Genomic DNA, 24141 nt, shown 5'->3' with positions numbered 1-24141 from the left:
CAGGTGATCCATAACCCCTCCCGGCTCGGGGCACCACAACGGGTGGGGGGACGGTCCGATGACGCCGGCGGCCGGATCAGGGAGGGGGCGAGGCGGGGTCAGGTCAACGTGAGCTCAAAGCCGCCACGAGATGATTCTGGGGTCCGTAAGGCGGCTGGTCACGATGCGGTAGGCATCCTGCGGGCGAGCGGCGCCCGGTTCCGTACAGGTCGGCGTGCCAGAGCGACTGCGAGTTCGCGGGCCCGGCTCTCGGCGGCGCGGGTGGCGTCGTACACCGAGTCGGCGACGGCGTGTTGTGGGGCGGTGTTCGTGTCGGCCTTCGCTGTCCTGCGCTTCCCCAAGGACTCGATGGCGACGCAGGCGGCGCCCTGCTCCTTGGCCTGCCGGTACGCCACTTCGAAGGCCGCCATGCCCGTCGCGTCGGGCATGAGGTCGACGGGGCAGGGAGCCGGGAGCGGCTGCACGAGAACCATCGCCAGGCGCCCGGGACGGCACGGACGTCGACACGGCAGCCGTGTGCCTCACTGGGCCTGGCAGGGCTCCGGCCGGGACTGGTGGAACCGTCTTGGACAGAGAAGGAACCCCGGCGTGGTGATCGCCGGGGTCCCTGCCCTGGGGCAGCCAGGGGCGCTCGTTTCAGGGGCCGATGACGGGGTCCAGTCCGGGGCGGGCCGGGACCGTCGTCGTCCGTGTCTTCGTGCCGGCGTCCGGTCAGGCTGAGGTCTTCGACTGCGGCTCGGGGCCTTGTGTGCGCATTTGCTCGTTGATGCGCTGCGCTTCTTCGAGTTGGTCTTCGAGGACGATGATGCGGCAGGCGGCTTCGATGGGGGTGCCCTGGTCGACGAGTTCGCGGACACGGGCAGCGATGCGCAGCTGGTAGCGGGAGTAGCGGCGGTGGCCGCCTTCGGAGCGCAGGGGGGTGATCAGGCGGTGTTCGCCGAGGGCGCGGAGGAAGGCGGGGGTGGTGCCGAGCATCTCGGCGGCCCGGCCCATGGTGTAGGCGGGGTAGTCGTCGTCATCGAGAGGGGTGACGGCGCGGGAACTGCCAGGGGGCATAGACCTCTTCTTCCGGGGGACGCGTCGAGGGGCCCGGGCACCGTACTGGCACCCGGGCCCCGAGCTTTCAACACCATCTACCGGCGAACTGCACCGGCCTTGTTTGTCCGCAGGGTCCGCCTGGGAGGGCGGGGCTGCGGGGATCGCGGATGCGTGACCGGGGACCACCTTCCAATCCGGGGCCTGCGGTACCCGGGCGGACTGCTTCCTCGCCCGGGCGATCCTGATGGCGTCTCGCTCCTTACCTTCGGTTACTCGGTGATACTGCTGGATACCGCGGTACTGCTCACGACCCTCCTGGGCCGTGTCCTGCTTGACCTGCCGGCACGGTAGTTCATGTCTGCCGTGCCCACTTCGACTTTCTGGGTACGACGAAAACAGTACCCCCGCGACGGGCCAATGTCTACTGTCGTCACGACAGGTTTTCTCCATGGTCAATGTCTGGAGTTCTTCCGCAGATACACTCGGAAGAGTGCTGCCCCGGGTTGCCTTGCTGTCCCGGGTTGCTTCCCGGCTCGGCGACCACATGCTGGGGCTGCCGCCGCCCCCGGGCCGCCGAGGTCCGCGCCAGAACGGGCCACGGGATGACCTTGTCCCGTGAGTGATCCACAATGTTCCGGCCGAGCAGGGCGTCGGTACCTGGTGGGCCGGTAGACACCTGCGGCAGGTTCCGGCGCCCGGGGACGGCCACAGCTGGCGGCCGGCCGGACCTCCGCCGGGGTCGTCGGCCAGCACGACGGCGGCCCTGACTCGCCGCCCACCGGCTCGCGGCGCACCTCGAAGCTCTGGCACCCGGCCATGATGATCTCCAGGCCGTGCTGCGATCGGTTCACCAAGGGAGCCGCATGCGCCCGTCTCGCCCGGTTGCGCCATCGTCCAAGCCGCCCGGGCGGGCCGGTGCATAGAATCCGACACCATGCCGAAGTTTGACGAGCTGCTCGTTGCGATAGCTGCCCTTGTGGAGTCCGGGCAGAGCAATCAGATGTCCCTGACAGTGGTCACCAGTGGTGCTGTCATCACCGGTCGGCTGGCTCCGGAAGCCATGTGGAGGCAGAGGGTGTCTGAGGTGCTGACGGACTCCGCCGACCTGGGCGAGTTCTCCGCCGTCTTCGACAACTCCGCGAGGAAGGACGGACCGCCCGCACATCTGCATTTCCACGTCGCCCGGATCCTGCAGGGTACGGTGGGGATCCCGGAGACAGGCGGGATGTACCGCGTCGCGATCGAGGACGTCAGTGCCTGGACTGTGGGCGACTTCAGCTACTCCGACCACTGACTCACCGACCCACGGCACACAGTGAGGCCCCACCGGCACACTTCCGTTCTACCGAGCGGGAGAACACCTTCGGCTCGTGGATCTTGGAATAGGGAACACGGAAGCCTGCCGGATCACCGGCATCAACCGCCGCACTCGCAAGCGTTGGCGCTACGGCCGGCAGGCATCCGGGAGGTACAGGGCAGCCCCGCCCCTCGTGGCCCACCGGGCTGCCCTGGCAGCGGCCCGAACCCGGCTGACCCCGAGGAACCCGTCCGCCCGTCGCGCTACGTCACCGAGGCCGACCGCATCCACATCGCTGACCGGCTCCGGGCGACGGCGTCCGTACGCCGCCCAGCGCCGCGCGGGAGCCCGCGAACCGCGCCCCCAAGCCCTGCGAGATCGGCCAGAGCCCCAGGCTGCGGGACTGCCTCCAGGACCACGTGACCCGGCGGTGGATCCTGGTCCACAAGACGATCTACCAGGTGCTGTACGACCAAGGCCGCGGGGAACTGAGGCGCGAGCCGACTCGGGCCCTGCGGACCGGACGCGCGATACGCCGCCCGCAGCACGAACCGCGAACGGCGGGCCGCCGAGTGCCGCAGGTGCACGAGCATCAAGAACCTGGATGCCGCCGCCACCGAACCCCACACCGCGCGCGCAAAACGCTCGACTGGGAGACCCCAGCCGAGCGTCTGTCTGAACTGCTCGCGCCTTGATCAACTCACCGCATGGAATTCGCCTACGCCGGTGGGGCCTCACGGTTCGGTTCGGCTCACACCTGTCCGTACGTGAGGCGGACAGGGGGAGCGCCGAGCGTTGCGGAAGCCGACCCGTACGGGTCGGTCACGGGCGTAGATGCGGCGGTAGGGCGGGTGCTGCAGGTGAAGCCGAGTTGGGTCATGGCCCTGAGGACTTCGCCGATGCTGAAATCACGGCGGTCCTGGCCGGTGATGACCTGGCCGACTTGCTTGGCGGGGTAGTGGCGTCGTCCGATGATGACGAACTCACCAGTGACCAGCTCAGGTGTGACGCCCTTCATCGATTCCACGACACCGCTCTTGGTCAGGTCGAACGGGAAGCGAGCGATGACACAGCGCACGATGCCTCCAAGGAGAAGAGAAGACGGGCCCGGACAGGGGTGACGGCGGTTCAGCGAGAGAGGACGAGGACGCGCAGAGCATGGCCGTGCCCGTCGACCACGGGCGGGGCCCCGAGTCGGCGGCAGGGCATCGCACGCTCGGCTTCGGCCCTCGTGGCCAGCGGCGAGGCGAAGGGCCCGATGACGTCGGCGATGTCACGCAGGCGGACCCGGTCCGTGTATCCGGAACCGTCACGAACGGCCGTGAGCCGGTCCCGGGTGACCAGGCCGGTGCACATACCGTCCTCGTCGCAGACGACCAGCTGACCGGTACGGGCGGCGGCCATCACGGACAGTGCCACCTCCACGGTCATGTCCTCCCAGACCTGCGGTCCGCCCGCGTCCGCGGGATCGGCCACCGTCTGCACCGCGTCGGTACGTGTTGAGCGGATCTGCGTCTGGTCCAGAGTCAAAGGGTGCCTCCTGCGAAGTTGGGCGGGCTTCCTGCTCACGTAGGTTCTATGCCGCCCCACCGGGGGTGGACTGCCGTGCAAGCGCGCGGCGAGCCGCCGAGACGGGGCGGCGCCGACCACGTGAGGTGGCGCCGCGCTTGTTGGGGCGTTCGACCACGGGTGCGGTGATGACGACCGGGATGCCGGAGGGGGCCTGGGCGCCGGTGATGCGGTGCAGGGCCTCTTCGCCGACGCGGATCCGGGTGGTCTGCGGGACGATGCCGGCCGCTGCCATGAGGCGGGTCATGCCGCGGCGCTGGTTGGGGGTGACCAGGGTGACGACGCTGCCGGACTCTCCTGCGCGGGCGGTGCGGCCGCCACGGTGGAGGTAGTCCTTGTGGTCGGTCGGCGGGTCGACGTTGACGACGAGGTCGAGGTTGTCGACGTGGATGCCGCGCGCCGCGACGTTGGTCGCCACCAGCACGTTGACGTGCCCGGTCTTGAACTGTGCCAGTGTGCGGGTGCGCTGTGGCTGCGACTTCCCACCATGCAGGGCGGCGGCTCGTACCCCGCTGTTCAGGAGGTGCTCGGTGAGGCCGTCGACGGCATGCTTGGTGTCGAGGAACATGATCACACGGCCGTCGCGTGCGGCGATCTGGGTGGTGGCCGTGTGCTTGTCGGCGCCGTGAACATGGAGTACGTGGTGCTCCATCGTCGTGACCGCGCCGGCCGAGGGGTCGACGGAGTGCACGACGGGATCGCTGAGGTAGCGGCGCACCAGCAGGTCGACATTGCGGTCGAGAGTGGCGGAGAACAGCATGCGCTGGCCCTCGGGACGGACCTGGTCGAGCAGGGCGGTGACCTGCGGCATGAAGCCCATGTCGGCCATCTGGTCGGCCTCGTCGAGGACGGTGACGGCAACCTGGTCCAGTCGGCAGTCGCCACGGTCGATGAGGTCTTTGAGGCGTCCCGGCGTGGCGACGACGATCTCGGCGCCGGCGCGCAGCGCGCTCGCCTGTCGGCCGATCGGCATTCCGCCCACCACCGTGGTCAGCCGCAGCCTCACGGAGCGGGCGTACGGGGCGAGCGCGCCGGTGACCTGCTGCGCCAGCTCACGCGTCGGTACGAGGATCAGCCCCAGCGGCTGCCTGGCCTCGGCGCGTTGCCCGGACGTACGGGCCAGCAGCGCCAGCCCGAAGGCGAGGGTCTTGCCGGAGCCGGTGCGGCCACGGCCGAGGACGTCCCGGCCGGCGAGGGAGTTCGGCAGGGTCGCGGCCTGGATCGGGAAGGGTACGGTCACGCCTTGCGAGCTGAGCGCGCCCAGCAGCGCCCCGGGCATGCCGAGATCGGCGAAGCCCTCCACGGCGGGGAGCGCGGGAGTGATCGTCTTGGGGAGGGCGAACTCCCCCTGGACCGCGGCGGGCCGGCGGCCGTGACCACCGGAACGGCTCGGCCCGCCGGACCGGCGCGGGGTCGACGAGCCGGATCGGCTCCCACTCCTGCCGGAGTCGGTACTGCTGTTACGGGTGCGGATGAAGCGGTCGTTCGTGCGTGTGCGGTTCATGCGGAACCTTCCTCGATGCGGCACATATCAAGGAATTCCCGCAGCGATCAGCAGCACGGAGAATTGCAAGAATGGACCGGTGGAATGCGACAGCGAATCCGACCGACGGAAAACCCGTGCGGGCACAGGCGCTGGATTGAGTGGCGCGAAGCAAACTCAATGTTCGGGCGTCTGCCGCTATGAAGCGATGAAGGGTGCGTACACCCCTGAAGAATTCTCCGTATGCGCTGAGCCTACGGGTTTCCTGGTTGTCGTCCGCAGGTGAAACCACTGCGGAAAAACGCGAGTAGCTGGGGCCCGCACCCCGAAGGACGCGGGCCCCAGCTACAAGTACGCGACAATCAGCGTCAGGCAAGAACGATGTTCTCGGCCGTCGGGCCCTTCTGGCCCTGCGCGATGTCGAAGGTCACCTTCTGGCCCTCGATCAGCTCACGGAAGCCCTGGGCGGAAATGTTCGAGTAGTGGGCGAACACGTCAGCGCCGCCACCGTCCTGCTCGATGAAGCCGAAGCCCTTTTCCGCGTTGAACCACTTGACAGTACCAGAAGCCATGCCATTTCTCCTTTGGGGCAGTACACCGGGATCCGCACTGCGCGGACCCCGCGTCGCCGCGATGATCACCCCGCCGGGAAAAAGACCGGATAACAAAAGTGCTTCCAGTGGCACAGGCGCCGCCCGGAGGGCACTTAAATTTTTGGGACCACAACTGCAACTGAGATCGACAGTAGCACGGCGAAGCGGCCTGTGTACGGTGAAGAATCCCACCGCCCATAATGCGGTAGAGAATCTGTCTGCCTGTCCCATTGAAATCTCAGCTCGCGGGCACAGATTTTGACCCAGCCGGAGCGCAGCGTTTCGGGAAGCTCGGGGAGCGGCCATGTCGAAGACTGTCGAGGAAACGGCGGCTGACGGGCCATTCCCTCAAGCGAGTCCGCCGACTACGCCCTCCCGCGACGCGCACACAGGCATGCGCACGTCGCGGGCCACTGGACGGGACGCGCGAGTAGTAGACGGCGCGAGTGCCGGTGAAGCGGTCAGATCGCGGGACGCAACGACTCAGCCGCCACTCTTGCGCCTGAACGACCGCTGGCTCGCAGCCGGGCCGTGCGCCGAACGCACCTTCGACGCACCGGACTTGGCGGCAACTTCAGCGGCGTCCGCCTGCGCACCGCGCTTGCGCGCCAGCGCTTCGCGGAACTTGCGCTTGAGGTCATAGTTGCCGTCGCTGTCCGGCTCGAGAGGGGACGTCTCGGGGGCAGCCGGCTCCGAACCTTCCGTAGATGCGGGCTCTGCGGTCATGGTGATCTCCTGGGTTCGGGGGTGGGCAAGCACAGCTTGTCATGCTGGGCGCAGTGCGAGGTGCCGACAACATCATTCCGCTCTGTTCCGGCGGGTGTCCCTCTCCCGGCCAAAGGCGTTGACTCGCAGGTGAGGCGCACATGACGGCGTCGGGCCGGGCCGAAGGTTGCCGATCCCGTGGCCGTGAGATTCGCCGCCAGGGCAACGGCTCTCAGCCGTTGCGACGCACGAGGGCGGCCTTGCGGGCCTCGGCGAGCTTGCGGGCCTCGTCGGCCTTTCGGGACTGCCGCCGGCGCCGCGGAAGGGAGCGTTGCTGTTCTTGGGTCGGGAGACGCCGGGCCCGCCGTCGAGCGGTATCCCGTAGGGAGTCCTGGCACCGGTGATCCGGCTCAGCTCCTCCTCGCCCGAGCGCATCTTGGTGACGGTCGGCTCGATGCCGCCCCGGCCGTCATACGGCTCGTCCCGCGGCGCTGGCCCGCCAGCACGAGCGCAAGGATCCTTCACGCGACGCGCGCCGCCGCCGCCGTCTCCGAGCGGAAGCTGCGCCCGAGTTCCGGGGCGAGGCCGTGGTAGTGGCGGAAGTTGTAGATCAGCGGGCTCCAGGTGCTCGGGTCCACGTGGTGGGTGCCGGGTACGACGACGCGTTCGTCGGCGTGGACCCGGAGCACTTCGCACTCGACACTGAAGAAGGTCCCCGCCCCGCCCGGCGTGAGCGCGACGGCCCGTGCCTCCAGTTGCAGGGCGCATTCGGCGACCCGGGGCGGTCGTACGAGCTCGGCGGCCATCGGCGTCAGCCCCGCCGCGCCGAACTTGTCCGCCTCGTACCGGAACACCGCCCGCTTGCTCTCCGGGACCGGGTCGGCGCCGGTGAGCGGCGCGAGGCGCTCCACCCGCTCCCACAGATCCGGGGAGGCGACGCTGATCACCAGATCCGGCCGCTCGGCGAGATTGCGCACGGTCCTGCTCTCCCCGCCCAGCCCCAGCACGACGCACTGCCCCAGCGCCCACGCCGACGAGATCGGGGCGAGGTTGACCGTGCCGTCGTCGTTCTCGGTGCTGAGCAGGACCACGGGGGTGCCGAAGTAGAGGATGCTCGGGCGGATCACACGGTGGGTGTGTCGTCATGCGGGGAACCCTAGGCAGCGGTCGTTTCGGCGGCCGTCGAACCGTCCTGACACGAGGTGCCCGGGACCGGCTCGAACGCGGCACGAGGGCTTGTGAGCCCGGCTCGAACGCGTTGCCCGCCACCGGCACTTGAGGCCGTGCGCTCACGCTTCGACCGGGCCGCCGAGGCCAGTCAGTGCGCCGACCGGGTCCAGGTCCGGGGTGCCGCGGGGCCACCAGTCCTCCTGGCCTGGTTCCGATTCGTACGTGTACCAGAGGCCGTCGCGGCCCAGGCGGAGCTGGACGTGGCCGCGGGGGTGGGTGAGGTGGTTGCGCCAGGGGCGGAAGGCGGGGAGGTCGGCGGCGAGCAGGAGCGGGCGGGCCCGGTCGAAGCGGCCGGCGGGCGGGTCCCACGGCTCCTCCAGTACGGCGAGACCCTCCGGTCCACCCTGCCGCCACGCGGCGACCGCCCGCGCCAGCTCCGCCGGTGTGCGGTCGCAGGCCGCTGCCAGCTCGGCATACAGGGCGCGAGTTCCCGCGGTCAGGCCGGAACCGGGGCGCGCCGCCGCCAGGCGTACGGCGTCCTGCCACAGGGTCAGTTCCGCGAGCGGGTCGCGGCCCGTGCCGAGCAGGACGTGGGCGCGGGCCGCCGCGTCGGTGGCCAGCTGGTCCAGCGCGAACGGGTCCGGGCCGCCCGGTGCGGCCGGGTAGACCGGGGGCTGCTCGGGGTGCGGCGGCACCGGCAACGGCGGTGGCAGGGGCGGGAGTCGGCGGGGCGCGAGGGCCTCGCTCGCCCGGACGCCCGGCAGGGGCGCCGGGCCCTGGTCCTGGGCGGCACGGGCCGCGCGGGCGGCGCTGAGCCGGGAGAGGGCGTCCAGCAGTTCGCGCTCGCCCCGGCCGCGCAGCAGAAGCAGGACGAAGGGGTCGGCGTCGAGCAGGCGGGCCGTCTGGTAGCAGAGGGCGGCCGCGTGCTTGCACGGGTGCCCGGAGTCGGGGCAACTGCACCGGGGGTCCAGCTCCCGCGGCCCGGGCAGCAGGGGGACTCCGCACTCGGCGAGGGAGTGCGGCATCTCCTTGTCGAGCAGCGCGGCGATGTGCCCCGGCCGCTCGGCGGCGGCGTCCAGGAACCGCTCCCAGTCGGCGTCGTCGAGCGTGCGCATCCGCACCTGTACGCGGTACGGCCTCGGTCGGCTGCCCTTGACGTACGCCAGGACCAGCCCGGGGGTGACGGTGATGGCGTCCACATGCCCCTGCTCGGCATACCCACGACCACGCGCCAGCCGCTTGCCGTCGAGCGCCCCTTCCTCCAGCGCCGCCACCCACGCGTTCCCCCACCAGGTCTGCGCGAACCCACCCTCCCCGGCCCCCCTCGGCGGAAACGCGGGAAAGGTACGCCGAAGCTCCCCGTCCCGGGAGGGCGCGGCCATGGAGCGCGGGACGTGGGGCGGGGGTGCGGCGTCGCCGCGCGGAACCTGGGGCGCGGAGGTGGCCTCGCCGCGGGGAACTTGGGGCGCGGGGGTGGCGTCACCGCGCGAAACGGGTGGCGCGGGGGTGGCCTCGCCGCGGGTGGCGCTGTCGGCGGCGGTCCGGCGGTGGGGCGACGGGCGGCCGGAGGGCTCGTCCGGGGAATCCTGCTCGGCGGTGTCGGTGGGCTCCGGGGGCATCTTGAAGGCGTTGGCGAGTAGTTGCCGCACGGCTCGGGCTCGGACGGCGGACGCGTCGTCGCGGGCCGGGTGGCGGGGAGCGCGGGTGGTTTCGGTGGCCGGGGTCGCCTGGGCCGGAGCAGGTCGACTCCGGTCACGGCGTGCCGCGCGCAGCGCCTCGCGGGCGGCGTCCGCGGGGCGGGCCGTCCGCTGATCGGATTCGCCACCCGCGGCCTCCGGAGCCGCCGTGGTCGCCGTAGCCTCGGAGTCGCCGTTCGTACGCGGGCCACCGCTGGAGACCGCGCGGCGCAGTGCGGCGCGGGCCGCGTCCGACGGACGGGCCTGCCGCCCCTCCTCCGACCGGCCCGCGGTGTCCACCGCCTCCGTCGCCACCCCTGCCTTCAACTCCGCCTCGGCGCCGTCGTCCGGCTCCTCCGTCACATCAGCCCGACTCGACGTCGGCTCAGGCGTCCTCCCCGCCCTCGCCTCCTCCGCCGTCGCGGCCCTCTCCGCCGCCCCCGCATTCGCGCCCTCGTCCGCCCGCGCCCCCGCCGTCACATCAGCCCAACTCGACGTCGGCTCAGGCGTCCTCCCCGCCCTCGCCTCCTCCGCCGTCGCGGCCCTCTCCGCCGCCCCGGCATTCACGCCCTCGTCCGCCCGCGTCCCCGCCGTCACTTCAGCCCGACTCGACGTCGGTCCAGGCGTCGTCCCCGCCTTCGCGTCCTCGTCCGCCTTACCTTGCCCGTGCCCCCGCCGCTGGTCCGGCCCCTGCTCCTGCTCCAACCGCCGCCCAGACACCTCCGCTCGCCCCGTCCCCCGTTCCCGCGCCTCCCGCAGTGCGCGTCGGGCCTTCTCCGAGGGGCTCGTCATGTCGGCCTCCTCAGGGAGACCAGGTCGGACAGTTCGCGGTCCGTCAGTTCGGTGAGGGCCGCTTCGCCGGAGCCGAGGATCGCGTCGGCCAGGGCGCGCTTGGACTCCAGCATCTGGGCGATGCGGTCCTCGATCGTGCCCTCCGTGATCAGGCGGTGGACCTGCACCGGCTGGGTCTGGCCGATGCGGTAGGCACGATCGGTGGCCTGTTCCTCCACGGCCGGGTTCCACCAGCGGTCGAAGTGGACGACGTGACCGGCGCGGGTGAGGTTCAGGCCGGTGCCAGCGGCCTTCAGGGAGAGCACCAGGACCGGAGTCTCCCCCGCCTGGAAGCGGTCCACCATGCGCTCCCGCTCCGGGACCGGTGTGCCGCCGTGGAGCAGGTCCACCGGCACCGCGCGGGAGCCCAGGTGAGAGGTGATCAGCCGGGCCATCCCCACGTACTGCGTGAAGACCAGCGCCGAACCGTCCTCGGAGAGAAGCGTGTCCAGCAGTTCGTCCAGCAACGCCAGCTTGCCCGAGCGGGCGAGCAGTCCGTCGGCCGCCGCGGGCTCCTTCAGATACAGCGCCGGATGGTCGCAGATCTGCTTCAGCGCGGAGAGCAGCTTCAGGACCATGCCCCGCCGCGCCATCCCCTCCGCCGTCTCGATGGCCAGCATCGACTCCCGCACCACCGCCTCGTACAGCGCGGCCTGTTCGCGGGTGAGCGGCACCGGATGGTCCGTCTCCGTCTTGGGCGGCAGCTCCGGGACGATCCCGGGGTCGGACTTCTTGCGCCGCAGCAGGAAGGGCCGTACCAGCCGGGCCAGCCGCCGCACCGCCTCCTCGTCCTCGCCGTTCTCCACCGCACGCGCGTGCCGGGCCCGGAAGGACTTCAGCGGGCCCAGCAGTCCGGGGGTCGTCCAGTCGAGCAGCGCCCACAGCTCGGAGAGATTGTTCTCCACCGGCGTGCCGGTCAGCGCCACCCGCGCCGGCGTCGGAATCGTGCGCAGCGCCTTCGCCGTCGCCGAGTACGGGTTCTTCACGTGCTGTGCCTCGTCCGCGACCACCATGCCCCACGCCTGCTGCGCCAGCGCGGGCGCCGCCGTGCGCATGGTGCCGTACGTCGTGAGCACGAAGCCGCCGCTCAGGTCGTCCAGGGTGCGGTCGGGGCCGTGGAAGCGGCGGACCGGGACGCCGGGCGCGAAGCGGTTGATCTCGCGCTGCCAGTTGCCGAGCAGGGAGGCCGGGCAGACCACCAGGGTCGGCTCGCGGCGGGCCCGCTTCAGGTGCAGGGCGATGACGGTGATGGTCTTGCCGAGGCCCATGTCGTCGGCGAGGCAGCCGCCGAGGCCGAGGGAGGTCATGAGGTCGAGCCAGGCCAGTCCGCGCAGCTGGTAGTCGCGCAGGGTGGCCCGCAGGCCCGGCGGTGGTGCGGCGGGGTGGATCCCGGCGGTCAGGCGGTCGCGCATCGCGGCCAGGGCGCCGACGGGCACCGCCTCGACGGTGTCGCCGTCGACCTCCGCGGTTCCAGTGAGGGCCACGGACAGCGCGTCGACCGGGTCGAGCAGGCCCAGTTCGCGCTTGCGGGCCTTGCGGACCAGCGCCGGGTCCACCAGCACCCAGTGGTCCCGCAGCCGGACGACCGGACGGTGCGCCTCGGCGAGCGCGTCCATCTCGGCCTCGCTGAGCGGATCCCCGCCGAGCGCCAACTGCCAGCGGAACTGGAGCAGTTCCTCGCTCTCGAAGAAGCCGGTGCCGTCGGTCGCCGAGCCCGGGGCGGGCCGCACCACCGCGGTGGCGGTCAGGTCCTGGGCGAGGTCCCGGGGCCAGTGCACGGCGACGCCCGCCGCGGCGAGCCGGGTCGCGGCCACCCCCAGCAGATCGCCCAACTCCTCGTCGGACAGGGCCAGTACATCGGGCGCGTCCTGCTCGGCGAGCCGGTCCAGCGGTGGCCAGACCCGGGCCGCGCGGCGCACCGCGAGGGCCGCGTCGACCCGTGCGCGGGGGCCGAAGGCGGCGTCCGCCTCGCCCGCCCACAGCGCCGCCGCGTCGGCCACCAGGGTGGGGTCGGCGAGGCTGTGCACCTGGACGATCGCGGCTCCCGCGCCGCGCACGCCCTCCTCGGCGTCGAACAGGTCGGCCGCCGCCAGGTCCAGGCGCAGCGAGATCCGCACGCCCGCGTCCATCCCGGCGGCGACCTCGGCGGCCCAGTCGTGGGCCTCGGGCAGCCGCTGCGGACGCCGGTCCGCGAAGGGCCTGCCGGAGGCGTACGGAGCGGCCGGGGTGCGGGGCAGGGTGTCCGCGACCGCGTCCAGGAAGGAGCGCATCAGCGCCTCGGGGTCGGGCAGCCGGAGCGGGCCGGGGCCGGGCAGCGGCACCGCGTGCCCCTCGTGGGGCAGGGCGGCGGCGATGGCCCGCAGGTGCGCGATGTCGTCCGGGTCGAGCGGTCCGGCTCGCCAGGCGTCGTGGCCGGTCGGGGTCAGGCCGGGCAGCAGCCGCCCGCGCGCGGTCAGGCGCAGGGCGTGCTGGGCGGCGGCGCCCCAGGCCGCGGTGGCCGGGTGGGCGGCGGGGTCGCGGCGGGCGCGCACGAGGAGGGGCAGCGCGGTGTCGAGAGGGAGGGTCAGCGCGGGGGCGGGCCTGCGGCGCACCCCGGAGCCGTGCCGTCGTACGACCGTGAGTTCGGTGGGGCCGGGGCCGGCGGGCAGGGGGCCGTCTTCGGGGTCCCAGAAGGCGATCCGGCCCTCGCGGGGCAGCGGCGCGGGCAGGAAGACAGCGGCGAGCCGCACGGGGACCGAGTCCGCCGTAAGGACATCGCCGCCGTGGCCGGTGTCCACCACGGCCGTGTCGCTCGTACGCATCTGTCACCTCCCGTCACCTGAGTCGGATCGGACGTCTTCGACTCTACGGGCGGCCTCTGACAATCGGCTCCGGCGGAGCCCTTCGGTCAGGGGACCGTGCGGGAGACGACGTACACCATCGGGTACGTCGGGTTGCCCGTGTTCACCACTATGTCCTGGGTGGGCGCCGGGTTCTTCTGCTCGCGGACGACTCCGAAGTTGTCGCCGGGCCGGGAGCCCTCGCCCGCGAACTTCCAGCCGGTGACCTTCTGGTCACGGCCGCCGATGGTGATGTCGTCGCGCTTCAGGTCGTCCCGGCTCAGACCCAGTTCGGCCAGGAAGGCGTCCAGACCGGCGTGCGTGGTCTGGAACTGGACGTAGAGCCGGCTGGTGCGCCAGTTGTTGGTCTCGTAGTACGCGACCTGGTTCGCCGGGTGCGGTATCGGCACCTGGTAGAGGCGGCGCTGGACCTTGGACGGCCAGCCCTCGGTGAGTCCCCTCGCCGAGTACTTGGCCTCCTTGTCCTTGCCGCTGTCCCGGCTCTGGTTGGCGGAGATCACCAGATAGCCGGCCGGGACGCCGATGAGCAGCACGATGATGAGCAGGGTCAACGCCCGGCGGCGGATCATGTGGCGCCGGTCCTCGGCGGGCCGGGGCGGCTCGTCGGTCGGTTCGGCCTGGCGGGGCAGTTCTGGGGTCACGCAAGCCCCTGGGAGTCACGGCGGGCGGCCACGTACCGCTCGTAGCGCTCATGACGCTCCACCCGGCGCCGGTTGGCGCGCCGGAAGCGGCGGGCGACCAGGCGGGCGAGGTCCGCGGCTCCGACCATGCCGGCCTCGGGGCCGAGCTGGGCGCGCGCGATGCGGGCCTCGGGGCGGTAACCGCGGCCGGTCAGATGGCGCTTGAACGCGTCCCGCGCGGGGCCGATCAGCAGATCGTCGGCGGCCGAGACCCCGCCGCCGATGACGAAGCAGGACGGGTCGAGGGCCGCCGCGAGGTTGGCGATGCCGACGCCGAGCCACTGTCCGATGTCCTGGAGCAGCTCGATGCACATGGCGTCGCCGTCCCGGGCCAGCTCGGTGATCATCGGGCCGCTGATGTCGGCGATGTTGCCCTTGACGTGCTCGATGATCCCGTACGCCACCGGGGAGTCCGCCGCGGCCAGCTCCCGCGCCTCGCGCACCAGCGCGTTGCCGGAGCTGTACTGCTCCCAGCAGCCGCGGTTGCCGCACGGGCAGCGGTGCCCGCCGGGGACGACCTGCATGTGGCCGAACTCTCCGGCGACGCCGAACTTGCCGCGCTTGACCTGCCCGTCCTCCAGGATCGCGCCGCCGATGCCGGTCCCCAGCGTGATCATGACCAGGTGGTCCTCGCCCCGGCCCGCGCCGAAGCGCCACTCGGCCCAGGCGGCGGTGTTGGCGTCGTTGTCGACCAGCACGGGTACGGCGAGCCGTCCCGCGAGCCGGTCCCGGAGCGGCTCGTTGCGCCAGGACAGGTGCGGGGCGAACAGGACGCGGTTGCGGTCGGCGTCGACCCAGCCGGCCGCGCCGATGCCGACGGCGTGCACGTCGTGCCGGTCGGACAGGTCGAGCACCAGCTCGGTGATGGTGTCCTCGACGACCTTGGGGCTCTTGGACTTGTCCGGGGTCTCCGTGCGGAGCTTCTCCAGGATGTTGCCGTCGGCGTCGACGACACCGGCCATCACCTTGGTGCCGCCGATGTCGATGCCCACGGTGGGCACGCGAGGCGCGGTGAGAAGTGACCGGCGCTCTCTCGTGCCTACTGTGCGCAGCACGGGGGCACGGCGGGAGCCGATGGGGGCCGTGAAGTTGCCGTAGGTGCTCATCGGGCTTGATTGTGCCTCACCGTCGGCGGGGGTGCCGAACGGGGAAACAAGGGGGTGGTTGCCGTCGTACGCCGTCCACCGGCTGCCTGTGGCCGGTCGCGCGGTTCCCCGCGCCCCTCTAGGCACGTTTCAGTTCGTGGCGTAGATCGTCCAGCTCGTTTCCGCCTGCCATCTGCCGGGTCAGCTCGTCCAACTCGATCGAGTCCCGTGTGTAGCTGCCGACCATCGTGCCCCTCTTCAACAGCACGAACCGGTCGCCGACCATATACGCGTGATGCGGGTTGTGTGTGATGAACACAACCCCCAGGCCCTCGTCCCGCGCCGTCGCCACCATCTTCAGGACCACGCCCGACTGCTTGACGCCGAGGGCCGCCGTCGGTTCGTCCAGGACGAGGACCTTGGCGCCGAAGTGGACCGCGCGCGCGATGGCGACGCACTGGCGTTCGCCACCGGAGAGGGTGCCGATGGGCTGGTCGACGTCGCGCAGGTCGATGCCCATGTCGCGCAGCGACGCCCAGGTGGCGCGGCGCATGTGGTCGACGTCCATGCGCTTGAAGGGGCCGACGCCCTTGCGGGGTTCGGAACCGAGGAAGAAGTTCCGCCAGACCGGCATCAGCGGGACGACGGCCAGGTCCTGGTAGACCGTGGCGATGCCGCGGTCCAGGGCCTCGCGAGGGGAGGACAGCCTGGTCTCCTCGCCCTCGATGCTCAGGACGCCCCCGTCGTGCTGGTGCAGCCCCGAAATGATCTTGATCAGGGTGGACTTGCCCGCGCCGTTGTCGCCGAGGACGCAGGTGATCTCGCCCTCGTTCACCTGGAGGGAGACGCCTTCGAGGGCGCGGATGTTGCCGTAGTGCTTGCTGACCTCGGCCAGCTCGACGAGTGTCACTTGGTGGCCTCCGCGCGCTTGCGGACCCAGGCGTTGAGCAGGGTCGCGAGGAGCAGCATCGCTCCGAGGAAGAACTTGAACCAGTCGGGGTTCCACTCGGCGTAGACGATGCCCTTGCTCGTCATGCCGAAGATGAACGCGCCGACCGCCGAGCCGACCGCGCTGCCGTAGCCGCCGGTGATCAGACAGCCGCCGATGACGGCCGCGATGATGTAGATCAGCTCGTTGCCGACGCCCTCTCCGGACTGGACGACGTCGTACGAGAAGAGCAGGTGCTGGCCGGAGATCCAGGCGCCGAGGGCCACGCCCATGTAGAGGCCGATCTTGGTCTTCGCGACCGGGACGCCCACCGCGCGGGCCGCGTCCTGGTTGCCGCCGACCGCGAAGATCCAGTTGCCGGCCCGGGTGCGCAGCAGGATCCAGGAGGCGAGGGCCACGAGGCCGAACCACCACAGGATGGTGACCTTGAAGTCGACGTCGCCGATCGTCAGCGTCGAGGCGAAGACGTCGCGGGCGCTGGTGAAGCCCTCCATGTCGGCGATCGACTTCGTCGAGACCGTGCCGTCGATCAGCTTGGTGAAGCCGAGGTTCATGCCCGTCAGCATCAGGAAGGTGCCGAGCGTGATGATGAAGCTGGGCAGCTTGGTGCGGGTGAGCATGACGCCGTTGAACGCGCCGATGGCCAGGGTGACGAGCAGGGAGACTCCGACGCCGACCCAGGTGTTGGCGGTCATCTGGTAGCTGAACATCGACGACACGAGGGCCGACGAGGTCACCAGCACGCCCGCGGAGAGGTCGAACTCGCCGCCGATCATCAGCAGGGCTACGGGGACCGCCATGATGCCGATGGTCGAGGACGCGTACAGGACCGTGCTCAGGCTGGAGGCGCGCAGGAAGCCGTCGGCGACGAGCGCGAAGAAGACGAAGACCGCGAGCGCGCCGACCACCGAGCCCAGCTCGGGGCGGCCGAGCAGCTTGCGCAGCGGCGAGGTCGCCATGAGCCGCTCGTCGGCGGTGGTGGCGCTCATCGGGTGCCCCGCTCGGTGTACTCCGCCAGCGCCGCCGCCTGGTCCTTGGTGATGATCTGGGGGCCGGTCAGCACGGGCTTGCCGCCGCCGAGGACGTCGTCGTTGTACTTGTACAGCCACATCAGGTCCACGGCCTCGTAGCCCTGGAGGTACGGCTGCTGGTCGACGGCGAAGCCGAGGGTGCCGTCCTCGAGGGAGGCGGCCACCTTGGCGTTGAGGTCGAAGGTGTCGATCTCGGCGTCGCTGCCGGCGCCCTGCTTGGCCTTGACGGCGGTGTCGGCGTAGGGCGCGCCGAGGGTGACGACGGTGTCGATGGAGCTGTCGGCCTGGAGCTTGGCCTCGATGGCGGACTGCACGTCCGGCATGCTCGTGCCGGTGACGTACAGGTCCTGGACGGTGCCGTCGAAGGTCTTCTTCAGGCCGTCGCAGCGCTGTTCGTGGCCGACGTTGCCCTGCTCGTGCAGGACGCAGACGGCCTTCTTGCGGCCGCGCTCGTTCAGCTCCTCGCCGACGGCCTCGCCGGCGATGGTCTCGTCCTGGCCGATGTGGGTGAGCGCGCCGAAGGCCTTGGACTCCTCGGAGCCGGAGTTCACGGTGATCACCGGGATGCCGGCCTTGCGGGCGCGGGCCACGGCGGCCTTCATGGCGTCGGGCTTGGCGAGGGTGACGATGATCCCGTCGACCTGCTTGTCGACGGCGGCGTCGACAAGCTGCGCCTGCTGCTGGGCCTCGTCGTCGTGCGAGTAGAGGAAGTTGATGTTGTCCTTGACGGCGGCCTGCTTCGCGCCGTTCTGGACGATGTCCCAGAAGGTGTCGCCATCGCCCGAGTGGGTGATCATCGCGAAGGTCCAGCGGGGTGTGTTCACCGCCGCCTTGCCCTGGGCCGCCGCGGCCTCGCGCGCCTCCTCGGCGCGTTTGCCGCCGGTGCTGCTGCATCCGGCGAGCGACACGCACAGTGCCCCCGCCAGCGCGATTCCTGCCCAGGTCCTCAACCGTGCCACGAGGCGGTGCCCTTCTTGCTGTGCCTGACGTACGCAAGGGGCCGGTGACCTCACCAGCCCCAAACGCCCCAGTATCAAACACAGGGAGCATGGGCCGGACGACCGGGGAGCGCGAGTCGGTCGCCTTGTCCGGACATTGCGACGAACTCGGGTCCCGGGAAATCTCTCGCTACGGCCGTACGAGGAGCTGGAACTCGAAGGCGTAGCGGCTCGGCCGGTAGATGTGATCGCCGAACTCGACCGCCCGGCCGGTGTCGTCGAAGGTCGTGCGCTGCATGGTGAGCAGCGGGGCCCCCTCGGCCTCGGTGAGCCGCTCGGCCTCGGCGGCGGTGGCGGCGCGGGCGCCGATGGACTGGCGGGCGCTGTGCAGGGTGATCCCGGCGGACCGCATCAGCCGGTACAGACCGGTGGCCTCCAGCTGGGCGGTGTCCAGGTCGAGCAGTCCGCCGGGCAGGTGATTGCAGAGGTACGCCATCGGCTCGCCGTGCGCCAGGCGCAGCCGCTCGACGCGGTGCACGTCGCCCCCCTCGGCGACCCCGAGTGCGGCGGCGACCTCGGCGGAGGCCGGGACGACGGTGTTGACCAGCACCTTGGTGGCAGGACGCTGACCCGCGGCCTCCAGGTCGTCGTAAAGGCTGCTGAGCTCCAGAGGGCGCTTGACCTGGCTGTGCACGACCTGGGTGCCGACACCCCGGCGGCGGACCAGCAGGCCCTTGTCGACGAGCGACTGAATGGCCTGGCGGACGGTGGGCCGGGAGAGGCCGAGCCGTGCGGCGAGTTCGATCTCGTTGCCCAGCAGGCTGCCGGGGGTGAGCGCGCCGTGCTCGATCGCGGCCTCCAGCTGCTGCGAGAGCTGGAAGTACAACGGCACCGGGCTGCTCCGGTCCACACTGAGGTCGAGCGACACGGTCGGGTCCACTTCTGGTTTCGGCACGGGCCGAGCGTAGCTCCGTGGCCGGTTGACGGGAAGTCGTGTAGTTCGATTGTCCGGACATACGCATTGACAGGGTGCCGGATGCGACCGCACTTTGTTCCCATGCGCATCGGAGTCATCGGGACGGGCCGGATCGGCACGATCCATGCGAACACACTGAGCCGCCACCGGGAGGTGGGTTCGCTGATCCTCACGGACGCCGATCCCGCGCGGGCGGCGGAGCTCGCCCTGCGGCTGGGCGAGACGGCGGCACCGGGGGTGGACGAGATCTTCCGGTGGGGCGTGGACGCCGTGGTCATCACGACGGCCACCTCGGCGCACGCCGAGCTGATCGGGCGGGCGGCGCGCTCGGGGCTTCCGGTGTTCTGCGAGAAGCCCATCGCGCTGGACCTGCCCGGCACGCTCCAGGCGATCGGCGAGGTCGAGACCGCCGGAACGATCCTTCAGATGGGCTTCCAGCGCCGCTTCGACGCGGGCTACGCCGGGGCCCGGGAGGCCGTGCGCGCCGGACGCCTCGGGCGGCTGCACACCGTGCGGGCGCTCACCAGCGACCAGGCGCCGCCGCCGGCCGCGTATCTGCCGCTGTCCGGCGGGCTGTACCGGGACACGCTGATCCACGACTTCGACGCGCTGCGCTGGGTGACCGGGCGCGAGGTGGTCGATGTGTACGCGGCCGGGTCGGACGCCGGAGGGGCCATGTTCCGCGAGGCGGGCGACGTGGACACCGCGGCGGTGGTCCTCACCCTCGACGACGGCACGCTCGCCACGGCCACCGCGACCCGGATGAACGGCGCCGGCTACGACGTGCGCATGGAGCTGGCCGGGGAGCGGGACACGATCGTCGTGGGCCTGGACGACCGCACACCCGTCGCGTCCACCGAGCCGACCGGGCCACCGGCCGCGGACAAGCCCTGGCCAGGCTTCCTGGAACGCTTCGGACCCGCCTACGAGGCCGAGCTCGCCGCGTTCGTCGAGGTGGTGCGGGGCGAGCGGGCCAACCCCTGCGACGGCCGTGAGGCCCTGCAGGCGCTGCGGGTGGCCGAGGCGTGCGAGCTGTCCCGGCGCGAGCGAAGACCGGTACGTCTCGCGGAGCTGCCCGGCGGGCACGAGACCGCGGTGGTCTGACACCTACCACCGCACCGGCAGGCTCCGCATGCCCCGCATCAGCATGCCGGGCAGCCACTCGCCGGACGGGCCGTCGAGGGCGAGGCCGGGGGCGCGCTCCAGCAGCGAGCGGATCGCCGTACGGGCTTCCAGACGGGCCAGGGGCGCGCCCAGACAGAAGTGGATGCCGTGGCCGAAGGCGACATGGCCGCGGGTGTCGCGGCGGATGTCGAAACGGTCCGGCTCGGGGTAGCGGTCCCCGTCCCGGTCCGCCGCGGTGAGGCAGATCATCACCGGGTCGCCCGCCTCCACCCGGACACCGGCTATCTCCAGGGGCTCGGCGGCGTACCGGAAGGTGGCGTTCTCCACCGGGCCCTCGTAGCGCAGCATCTCCTCGACCGCGCCGTCGATCAGGGTCATGTCGGCCCGGAGCGCGGCGAGTTGGTCGGGGTGGGTGAGCAGGGCGTGGACGCCGCTGCCGATGAGATTGACCGTGGTCTCGTGGCCGGCGATCAGCAGGATGAAGGCCATACCGCGCAGTTCGTCCGGTGAGAGCCGGTCGCCGTCCTCGGCCGTGGTGCGGATGAGCTCGCTGAGCAGGTCGCCGGCCGGGCCCGCGGCCCGCTTGTCCTCGATCAGCTCGGTGAAGTACGCGGCCAGGCCCACGAAGGCGTCGTACTCGCTGCCCGAACTGCTCGGAGCGACCGCCTCCGTGGACATCTTGCGGAACTCCGCCCGGTCCATCTCGGGCACGCCGAGCAGTTCGCAGATGACGGTCAGCGGCAGCGGGTGCGCGAAGGACTCCACCAGGTCGGCCCGGCCGTACGGCAGCATCGCGTCGAGGAGGCCGTCGGTGATCGCCTCGACACGCGGGCGCAGTTCCTCCACGCGGCGCATGGTGAAGGCGCGGGAGATCAGGCCGCGCAGCCGGGTGTGCTGGGGCGGGTCGCAGACCAGCAGGTTCTTGCCGATCAACTCCTCGTCCAGCGAGGCCAGGCCGATCTTGGAGGCGTCCTTGGACAGCCGGGGGTCGGCCAGCGCGGCGCGCGCCTCCTCGTGGCCGACGACGAGCCAGGTCGTGGACTCCCACTCGGGCGGCCGGACCCGGTGGACGGGACCCATGGCACGCAGGCTCGCGTACGCCGGATGCGGATCGCTCCGGAACTCCTCACCGAACTCCCCCAGATCGATGACCCCGCTCATGAGCGCTCCCCCTCGTACAACTGGCCGACACCCGCACAACGCGCGAGGTCCGGCGCTAGTGCCCGTCCTCCTCGGCTTCCTCCAGAAGGCCCGCGTCGTACGCCAGCAGCGCGATCTGCACCCGGTTGTTGAGGTCGAGCTTGGTCAGGACACGGGAGACGTGGGTCTTCACCGTGGCCACGCTCATGAACAGGGCGGTCGCGATCTCCGCGTTGGACAGACCCCGGCCGACCGCCACGGCCACCTCGCGTTCACGGTCGTTCAGGGCGGCGACGCGGGCACGCGCGCGGGTGCGGCGAGTGTCGGGGGCACCGCCCGCCGCGTGCGCCATCAACTGGCGGGTCACGGTGGGCGACAGCACGGGATCGCCCGCCGCGACCCGCCGCACCGCCGTCACGATCTCGGCGGGCGGGGTGTCCTTCAGCACGAAACCGGCGGCCCCCGCGCGCAGGGCGCGCAGGACGTGCTCGTCGGCGTGGAAGGTGGTGAGCAGGACGACCTGCGGGGCCTCGGGGCGGCCGCGCAGCCGTTCCGTCGCGGTGAGGCCGTCCATGGAGGGCATCCGGATGTCCATCAGGACGACGTCCGGGCGGGTGCGCTCGACGAGTTCCTCCACCTCGGCGCCGTCGGTGGCCTCGCCGACGATCCCGATGTCGTCCGCGCCGCCCATCATCAGGGACAGACCGGCCCGGACCAGCGGGTCGTCGTCGACGAGGAGCAGTCTGATCGCAGTCATGGACCTTACGTAATCATGGTTGCGGAGGTGGGACGCGCGCGATGCGGCTAGATTGCCGAACCGGGCGTCCGACGAGGGGGAATTCCGTGCGTTACCGGCTGCTGGGCCGTACCGGCCTGCGCGTGTCCGAGCTGTTCCTCGGGGCCATGACCTTCGGTGAGGAGGACGGGGCGGGGGTGCCCCGGGAGGAGTGCGCGCGCATCCTCGACGCCTATGCCGAGGCGGGCGGGAATGTCGTCGACACGGCCGTCAACTACCGTGCCGGGCAGAGCGAGACGATCGTCGGTGAGCTGCTGAAGGGGCGGCGCGACCGGTTCGTGCTGTCCACCAAGTACACCTGCACGCGCGACGGCGACGATCCGAACGCCGCGGGCAATCACCGCAAGAACCTCACCCTGTCACTGGAGACGAGCCTGCGCCGGCTCGGCACGGACTACATCGACCTCTACTGGGTGCACATCTGGGACCGCGACACGCCGGTCGAGGAGACGATGCGCGCCCTAGACGACGCCGTGCGCTCCGGCAAGGTGCTCTACATCGGCATCTCGGACGCCCCGGCCTGGCTGGTGTCACGCGCCAACACCCTGGCGGAACTGCGGGGTTGGACGGAGTTCGCCGGGCTCCAGGTGCCGTACAGCCTGCTCAACCGGGACATCGAGCGGGAACTGCTGCCGATGGCCGAGGCGTTCGGAATGTCGGTGGCGGCCTGGAGCCCCCTGCAGGGCGGCATCCTGTCGGGCAAGTACGCCCAGCCGGGCGGGGACGAGCCCACCCGGCACGACCCCGGTTCGCTCGGTGAGCGCGAGCACACCGTGGCGGGGGCGGTGCGGGAAGCGGCGGACGAACTCGGCGCCTCCCCGGCGCAGGTCGCCCTCGCCTGGACCATGGCCCGCTCCCCCGCCGTCCACCCGATCGTCGGCGCACGGCGGGTCGAGCAGCTCGTGGACAACTTGGGCGCGGCCGAACTGGCCCTGCCCGCCGAGGTGGTGAGCCGGCTGGAGGAGACGACCGGCTTCCGGCTCGGCTTCCCCGCCGAGTTCATCGACGGCACCTCGCCCTGGGTTTACGGCGCGGCGGGACAGCGCGTGGTGCCCCGCCGCCCGAGGTGAGGGCCGCTCAGGCCCGCAGGACGACGCCGTAGCGGGTGCGCAGGCGGTTCAGTTCCCAGCGGGCCACCGCCGTCACCGAGACCGGTCCGGCCAGGACGGCGAGCACCTGGACGACCGGCGGGCCGGGCGGCAGTCCGCCCGCGGCCAGGCTGATCAGCGCGAACTCCCACACCAGCACCACGGTGAGCAGAGCGGGCAGCGCCGCGTGCACGCCCGCGGAGTTGAATCCGGTGCGCACCGCGGACCCGGTGGCGAAGAAGAGGAAGAACAGCATCCAGAAGACCGGCAGGATCAGCGCCAGCTGCATCCACGGGAAGCCCGGGTCGACCTCCACGGGCTGCTGCTGGTCGACCAGGGCGCTCGCCATGATGAGCAGGGGTACGGCGGTCACCGCGCCGACGTAGAACAGGGCCGACTTCCCGGCGGCTCGCACGCGCGGCCGCATCTCGGCCTTGGTACGCGGCGAAGCCATGCGGAACAGGAACGCGATCACCAGCGGTGCGCTCAGAAGCAGCAGCGGCGGGGTGACGGCCAGCCGCATCATGTACTGCTGCTGCGCCTCGCTGACGTCCTCCGGCTTGCCGTACACGACGAGCAGCAGCAGGGACATGGCGACCGCCGTCCAGGCCCGGATCCGCTGCACGCGCACGATGTCGGGGTCCTCGATCCGGCGGTGTCCGCGCGGCGGGAAGAGGGCGTGGGCCCGGGTGCGGGCGGACCGGGCGAAGACGTACCCCACCATCAGCGGCACGGTCATGAACCAGGCGCAGGGGAACAGCACGAACGCCGCGGCACATCCGTGGATCCGGGGCCGTCCGGCCCGCAACAGCACGCGCAGGGGCGGCCATTCGGCCTCGCGCAGACCGCGCAGCCAGCCCCACAGCGTGGTGGGCGCCGGCTGCGGGGGCGGCACGAAGGGCGGGGGCGGCGGATAGCCGTAAGGGGAGGGCTGGGGCGGCGGATAGCCGTAGGGGTGGGGCTGGGGCGGGACGTTCGGGGGCGGCGGCGGGTACGGTCCGCCGTTCGGCGGGCCCGGCGGTGGTGTCTGGTACGGGTTGTACGGTCCCCCGAAACTCACGCTGCTGACTTCCTTCCGGTGCCTGCGGGACAGTGGCTGCACAAACGTGTGCCATCGTTCCACGCAAGTCA

Annotated in this window: 22 protein-coding genes and 3 pseudogenes; 4 read left to right on the top strand and 21 right to left on the bottom strand. The window is 71.4% G+C overall.

Annotated elements, in window-relative coordinates; translation table 11 throughout:
- Positions 1–158 precede the first annotated feature (158 nt).
- The 3 genes and pseudogenes from AC068Z_RS26580 to AC068Z_RS26570 form a co-directional block, all read right to left on the bottom strand.
- Positions 159–428, bottom strand: a complete 270-nt coding sequence (locus AC068Z_RS26580) for a hypothetical protein (protein WP_478560467.1) — start codon at positions 426–428, stop codon at positions 159–161.
- 283 nt (positions 429–711) lie between these two features.
- Entirely contained in the window at positions 712–1056 is a 345-nt protein-coding gene (locus AC068Z_RS26575; protein WP_478560999.1) for a MerR family transcriptional regulator, read from the bottom strand.
- Positions 1057–1752: 696 nt separating this feature from the next.
- Positions 1753–1877 (bottom strand): annotated as a pseudogene (locus tag AC068Z_RS26570) (ATP-binding protein); the annotation flags it as partial.
- A 95-nt stretch (positions 1878–1972) separates the two neighbouring features.
- Here AC068Z_RS26570 and AC068Z_RS26565 point away from each other — a divergent pair.
- Complete coding sequence (locus AC068Z_RS26565; RefSeq protein WP_478560464.1) at positions 1973–2332, top strand: hypothetical protein; 360 nt, start codon at positions 1973–1975, stop codon at positions 2330–2332.
- A 76-nt stretch (positions 2333–2408) separates the two neighbouring features.
- Positions 2409–2916: pseudogene (locus AC068Z_RS26560) on the top strand (IS30 family transposase); the annotation flags it as partial.
- Between the two features lie 170 nt (positions 2917–3086).
- Here AC068Z_RS26560 and AC068Z_RS26555 read toward each other — a convergent pair.
- The 15 genes and pseudogenes from AC068Z_RS26555 to AC068Z_RS26485 form a co-directional block, all read right to left on the bottom strand.
- Positions 3087–3413, bottom strand: coding sequence for an SCO5918 family protein (locus tag AC068Z_RS26555; RefSeq protein ID WP_478560461.1), 327 nt, complete (start codon positions 3411–3413; stop codon positions 3087–3089).
- A gap of 50 nt (positions 3414–3463) precedes the next feature.
- Positions 3464–3865: a CBS domain-containing protein gene (locus AC068Z_RS26550; RefSeq protein WP_478560458.1), complete on the bottom strand. Its 402-nt coding sequence runs from the start codon at positions 3863–3865 to the stop codon at positions 3464–3466.
- Between the two features lie 46 nt (positions 3866–3911).
- A complete protein-coding gene (locus tag AC068Z_RS26545) occupies positions 3912–5408 on the bottom strand; it encodes a DEAD/DEAH box helicase (RefSeq protein WP_478560455.1) in 1497 nt (498 codons plus the stop codon).
- A gap of 347 nt (positions 5409–5755) precedes the next feature.
- Positions 5756–5959 (bottom strand): cold-shock protein, encoded by a 204-nt coding sequence (locus AC068Z_RS26540; RefSeq protein WP_478560452.1) that lies wholly within the window; start codon positions 5957–5959, stop codon positions 5756–5758.
- A gap of 504 nt (positions 5960–6463) precedes the next feature.
- Positions 6464–6706: a DUF5302 domain-containing protein gene (locus AC068Z_RS26535; RefSeq protein WP_478560449.1), complete on the bottom strand. Its 243-nt coding sequence runs from the start codon at positions 6704–6706 to the stop codon at positions 6464–6466.
- A 211-nt stretch (positions 6707–6917) separates the two neighbouring features.
- Positions 6918–7203, bottom strand: a pseudogene (locus AC068Z_RS26530) (DEAD/DEAH box helicase); the annotation flags it as partial.
- Positions 7204–7206: 3 nt separating this feature from the next.
- A complete protein-coding gene (locus AC068Z_RS26525; protein ID WP_478560446.1) occupies positions 7207–7812 on the bottom strand; it encodes a flavin reductase family protein in 606 nt (201 codons plus the stop codon).
- A 162-nt stretch (positions 7813–7974) separates the two neighbouring features.
- On the bottom strand, positions 7975–9894 hold the full coding sequence (locus tag AC068Z_RS26520; protein WP_478560443.1) for an SWIM zinc finger family protein: 1920 nt from the start codon (positions 9892–9894) through the stop codon (positions 7975–7977).
- A gap of 425 nt (positions 9895–10319) precedes the next feature.
- Entirely contained in the window at positions 10320–13163 is a 2844-nt protein-coding gene (locus AC068Z_RS26515; RefSeq protein ID WP_478560440.1) for a DEAD/DEAH box helicase, read from the bottom strand.
- Positions 13164–13249: 86 nt separating this feature from the next.
- The gene (locus tag AC068Z_RS26510; protein WP_478560437.1) at positions 13250–13843 is read right to left on the bottom strand and encodes a sugar kinase; all 594 of its coding nucleotides are present in this window, start codon (positions 13841–13843) and stop codon (positions 13250–13252) included.
- The gene (locus AC068Z_RS26505) at positions 13840–14988 is read right to left on the bottom strand and encodes an ROK family glucokinase (protein WP_478560434.1); all 1149 of its coding nucleotides are present in this window, start codon (positions 14986–14988) and stop codon (positions 13840–13842) included. The genes AC068Z_RS26510 and AC068Z_RS26505 overlap by 4 nt, the downstream gene beginning before the upstream one ends.
- A 118-nt stretch (positions 14989–15106) precedes the next feature.
- Entirely contained in the window at positions 15107–15877 is a 771-nt protein-coding gene (locus AC068Z_RS26500; RefSeq protein WP_478560431.1) for an ATP-binding cassette domain-containing protein, read from the bottom strand.
- Positions 15874–16905, bottom strand: a complete 1032-nt coding sequence (locus tag AC068Z_RS26495; protein WP_478560428.1) for an ABC transporter permease — start codon at positions 16903–16905, stop codon at positions 15874–15876. The genes AC068Z_RS26500 and AC068Z_RS26495 overlap by 4 nt, the downstream gene beginning before the upstream one ends.
- A complete protein-coding gene (locus AC068Z_RS26490; protein WP_478560425.1) occupies positions 16902–17906 on the bottom strand; it encodes a sugar ABC transporter substrate-binding protein in 1005 nt (334 codons plus the stop codon). The genes AC068Z_RS26495 and AC068Z_RS26490 overlap by 4 nt, the downstream gene beginning before the upstream one ends.
- Before the next feature lie 169 nt (positions 17907–18075).
- On the bottom strand, positions 18076–18813 hold the full coding sequence (locus AC068Z_RS26485) for a GntR family transcriptional regulator (RefSeq protein ID WP_478560996.1): 738 nt from the start codon (positions 18811–18813) through the stop codon (positions 18076–18078).
- Between the two features lie 129 nt (positions 18814–18942).
- Here AC068Z_RS26485 and AC068Z_RS26480 point away from each other — a divergent pair, with 129 nt between their 5' ends.
- Positions 18943–19965: a Gfo/Idh/MocA family oxidoreductase gene (locus tag AC068Z_RS26480; protein WP_478560422.1), complete on the top strand. Its 1023-nt coding sequence runs from the start codon at positions 18943–18945 to the stop codon at positions 19963–19965.
- Between the two features lie 3 nt (positions 19966–19968).
- Here AC068Z_RS26480 and AC068Z_RS26475 read toward each other — a convergent pair whose 3' ends face one another.
- Together AC068Z_RS26475 and AC068Z_RS26470 are read right to left on the bottom strand one after the other, a co-directional pair.
- Positions 19969–21147 carry a cytochrome P450 family protein gene (locus AC068Z_RS26475; RefSeq protein WP_478560419.1) on the bottom strand — a complete coding sequence of 393 codons (1179 nt, stop codon included), beginning with the start codon at positions 21145–21147 and terminating at the stop codon, positions 19969–19971.
- A 55-nt stretch (positions 21148–21202) separates the two neighbouring features.
- Positions 21203–21883, bottom strand: a complete 681-nt coding sequence (locus tag AC068Z_RS26470) for a response regulator transcription factor (RefSeq protein WP_478560415.1) — start codon at positions 21881–21883, stop codon at positions 21203–21205.
- A gap of 86 nt (positions 21884–21969) precedes the next feature.
- On the opposite strand from AC068Z_RS26470, the gene AC068Z_RS26465 reads away from it, so the two are divergent.
- Entirely contained in the window at positions 21970–22992 is a 1023-nt protein-coding gene (locus AC068Z_RS26465; RefSeq protein ID WP_478560412.1) for an aldo/keto reductase, read from the top strand.
- A gap of 7 nt (positions 22993–22999) precedes the next feature.
- Here the strand turns inward: AC068Z_RS26465 and AC068Z_RS26460 are convergent, their stop codons facing one another.
- Positions 23000–24070, bottom strand: a complete 1071-nt coding sequence (locus AC068Z_RS26460) for a hypothetical protein (RefSeq protein WP_478560409.1) — start codon at positions 24068–24070, stop codon at positions 23000–23002.
- Between the last annotated feature and the right edge of the window lie 71 nt (positions 24071–24141).

The organism is Streptomyces sp. NPDC043726 (genome assembly GCF_056436565.1).
The sequence above is the reverse complement of the archived record's forward strand: the minus strand, read 5'-3'. Positions and strand labels throughout refer to the sequence as shown.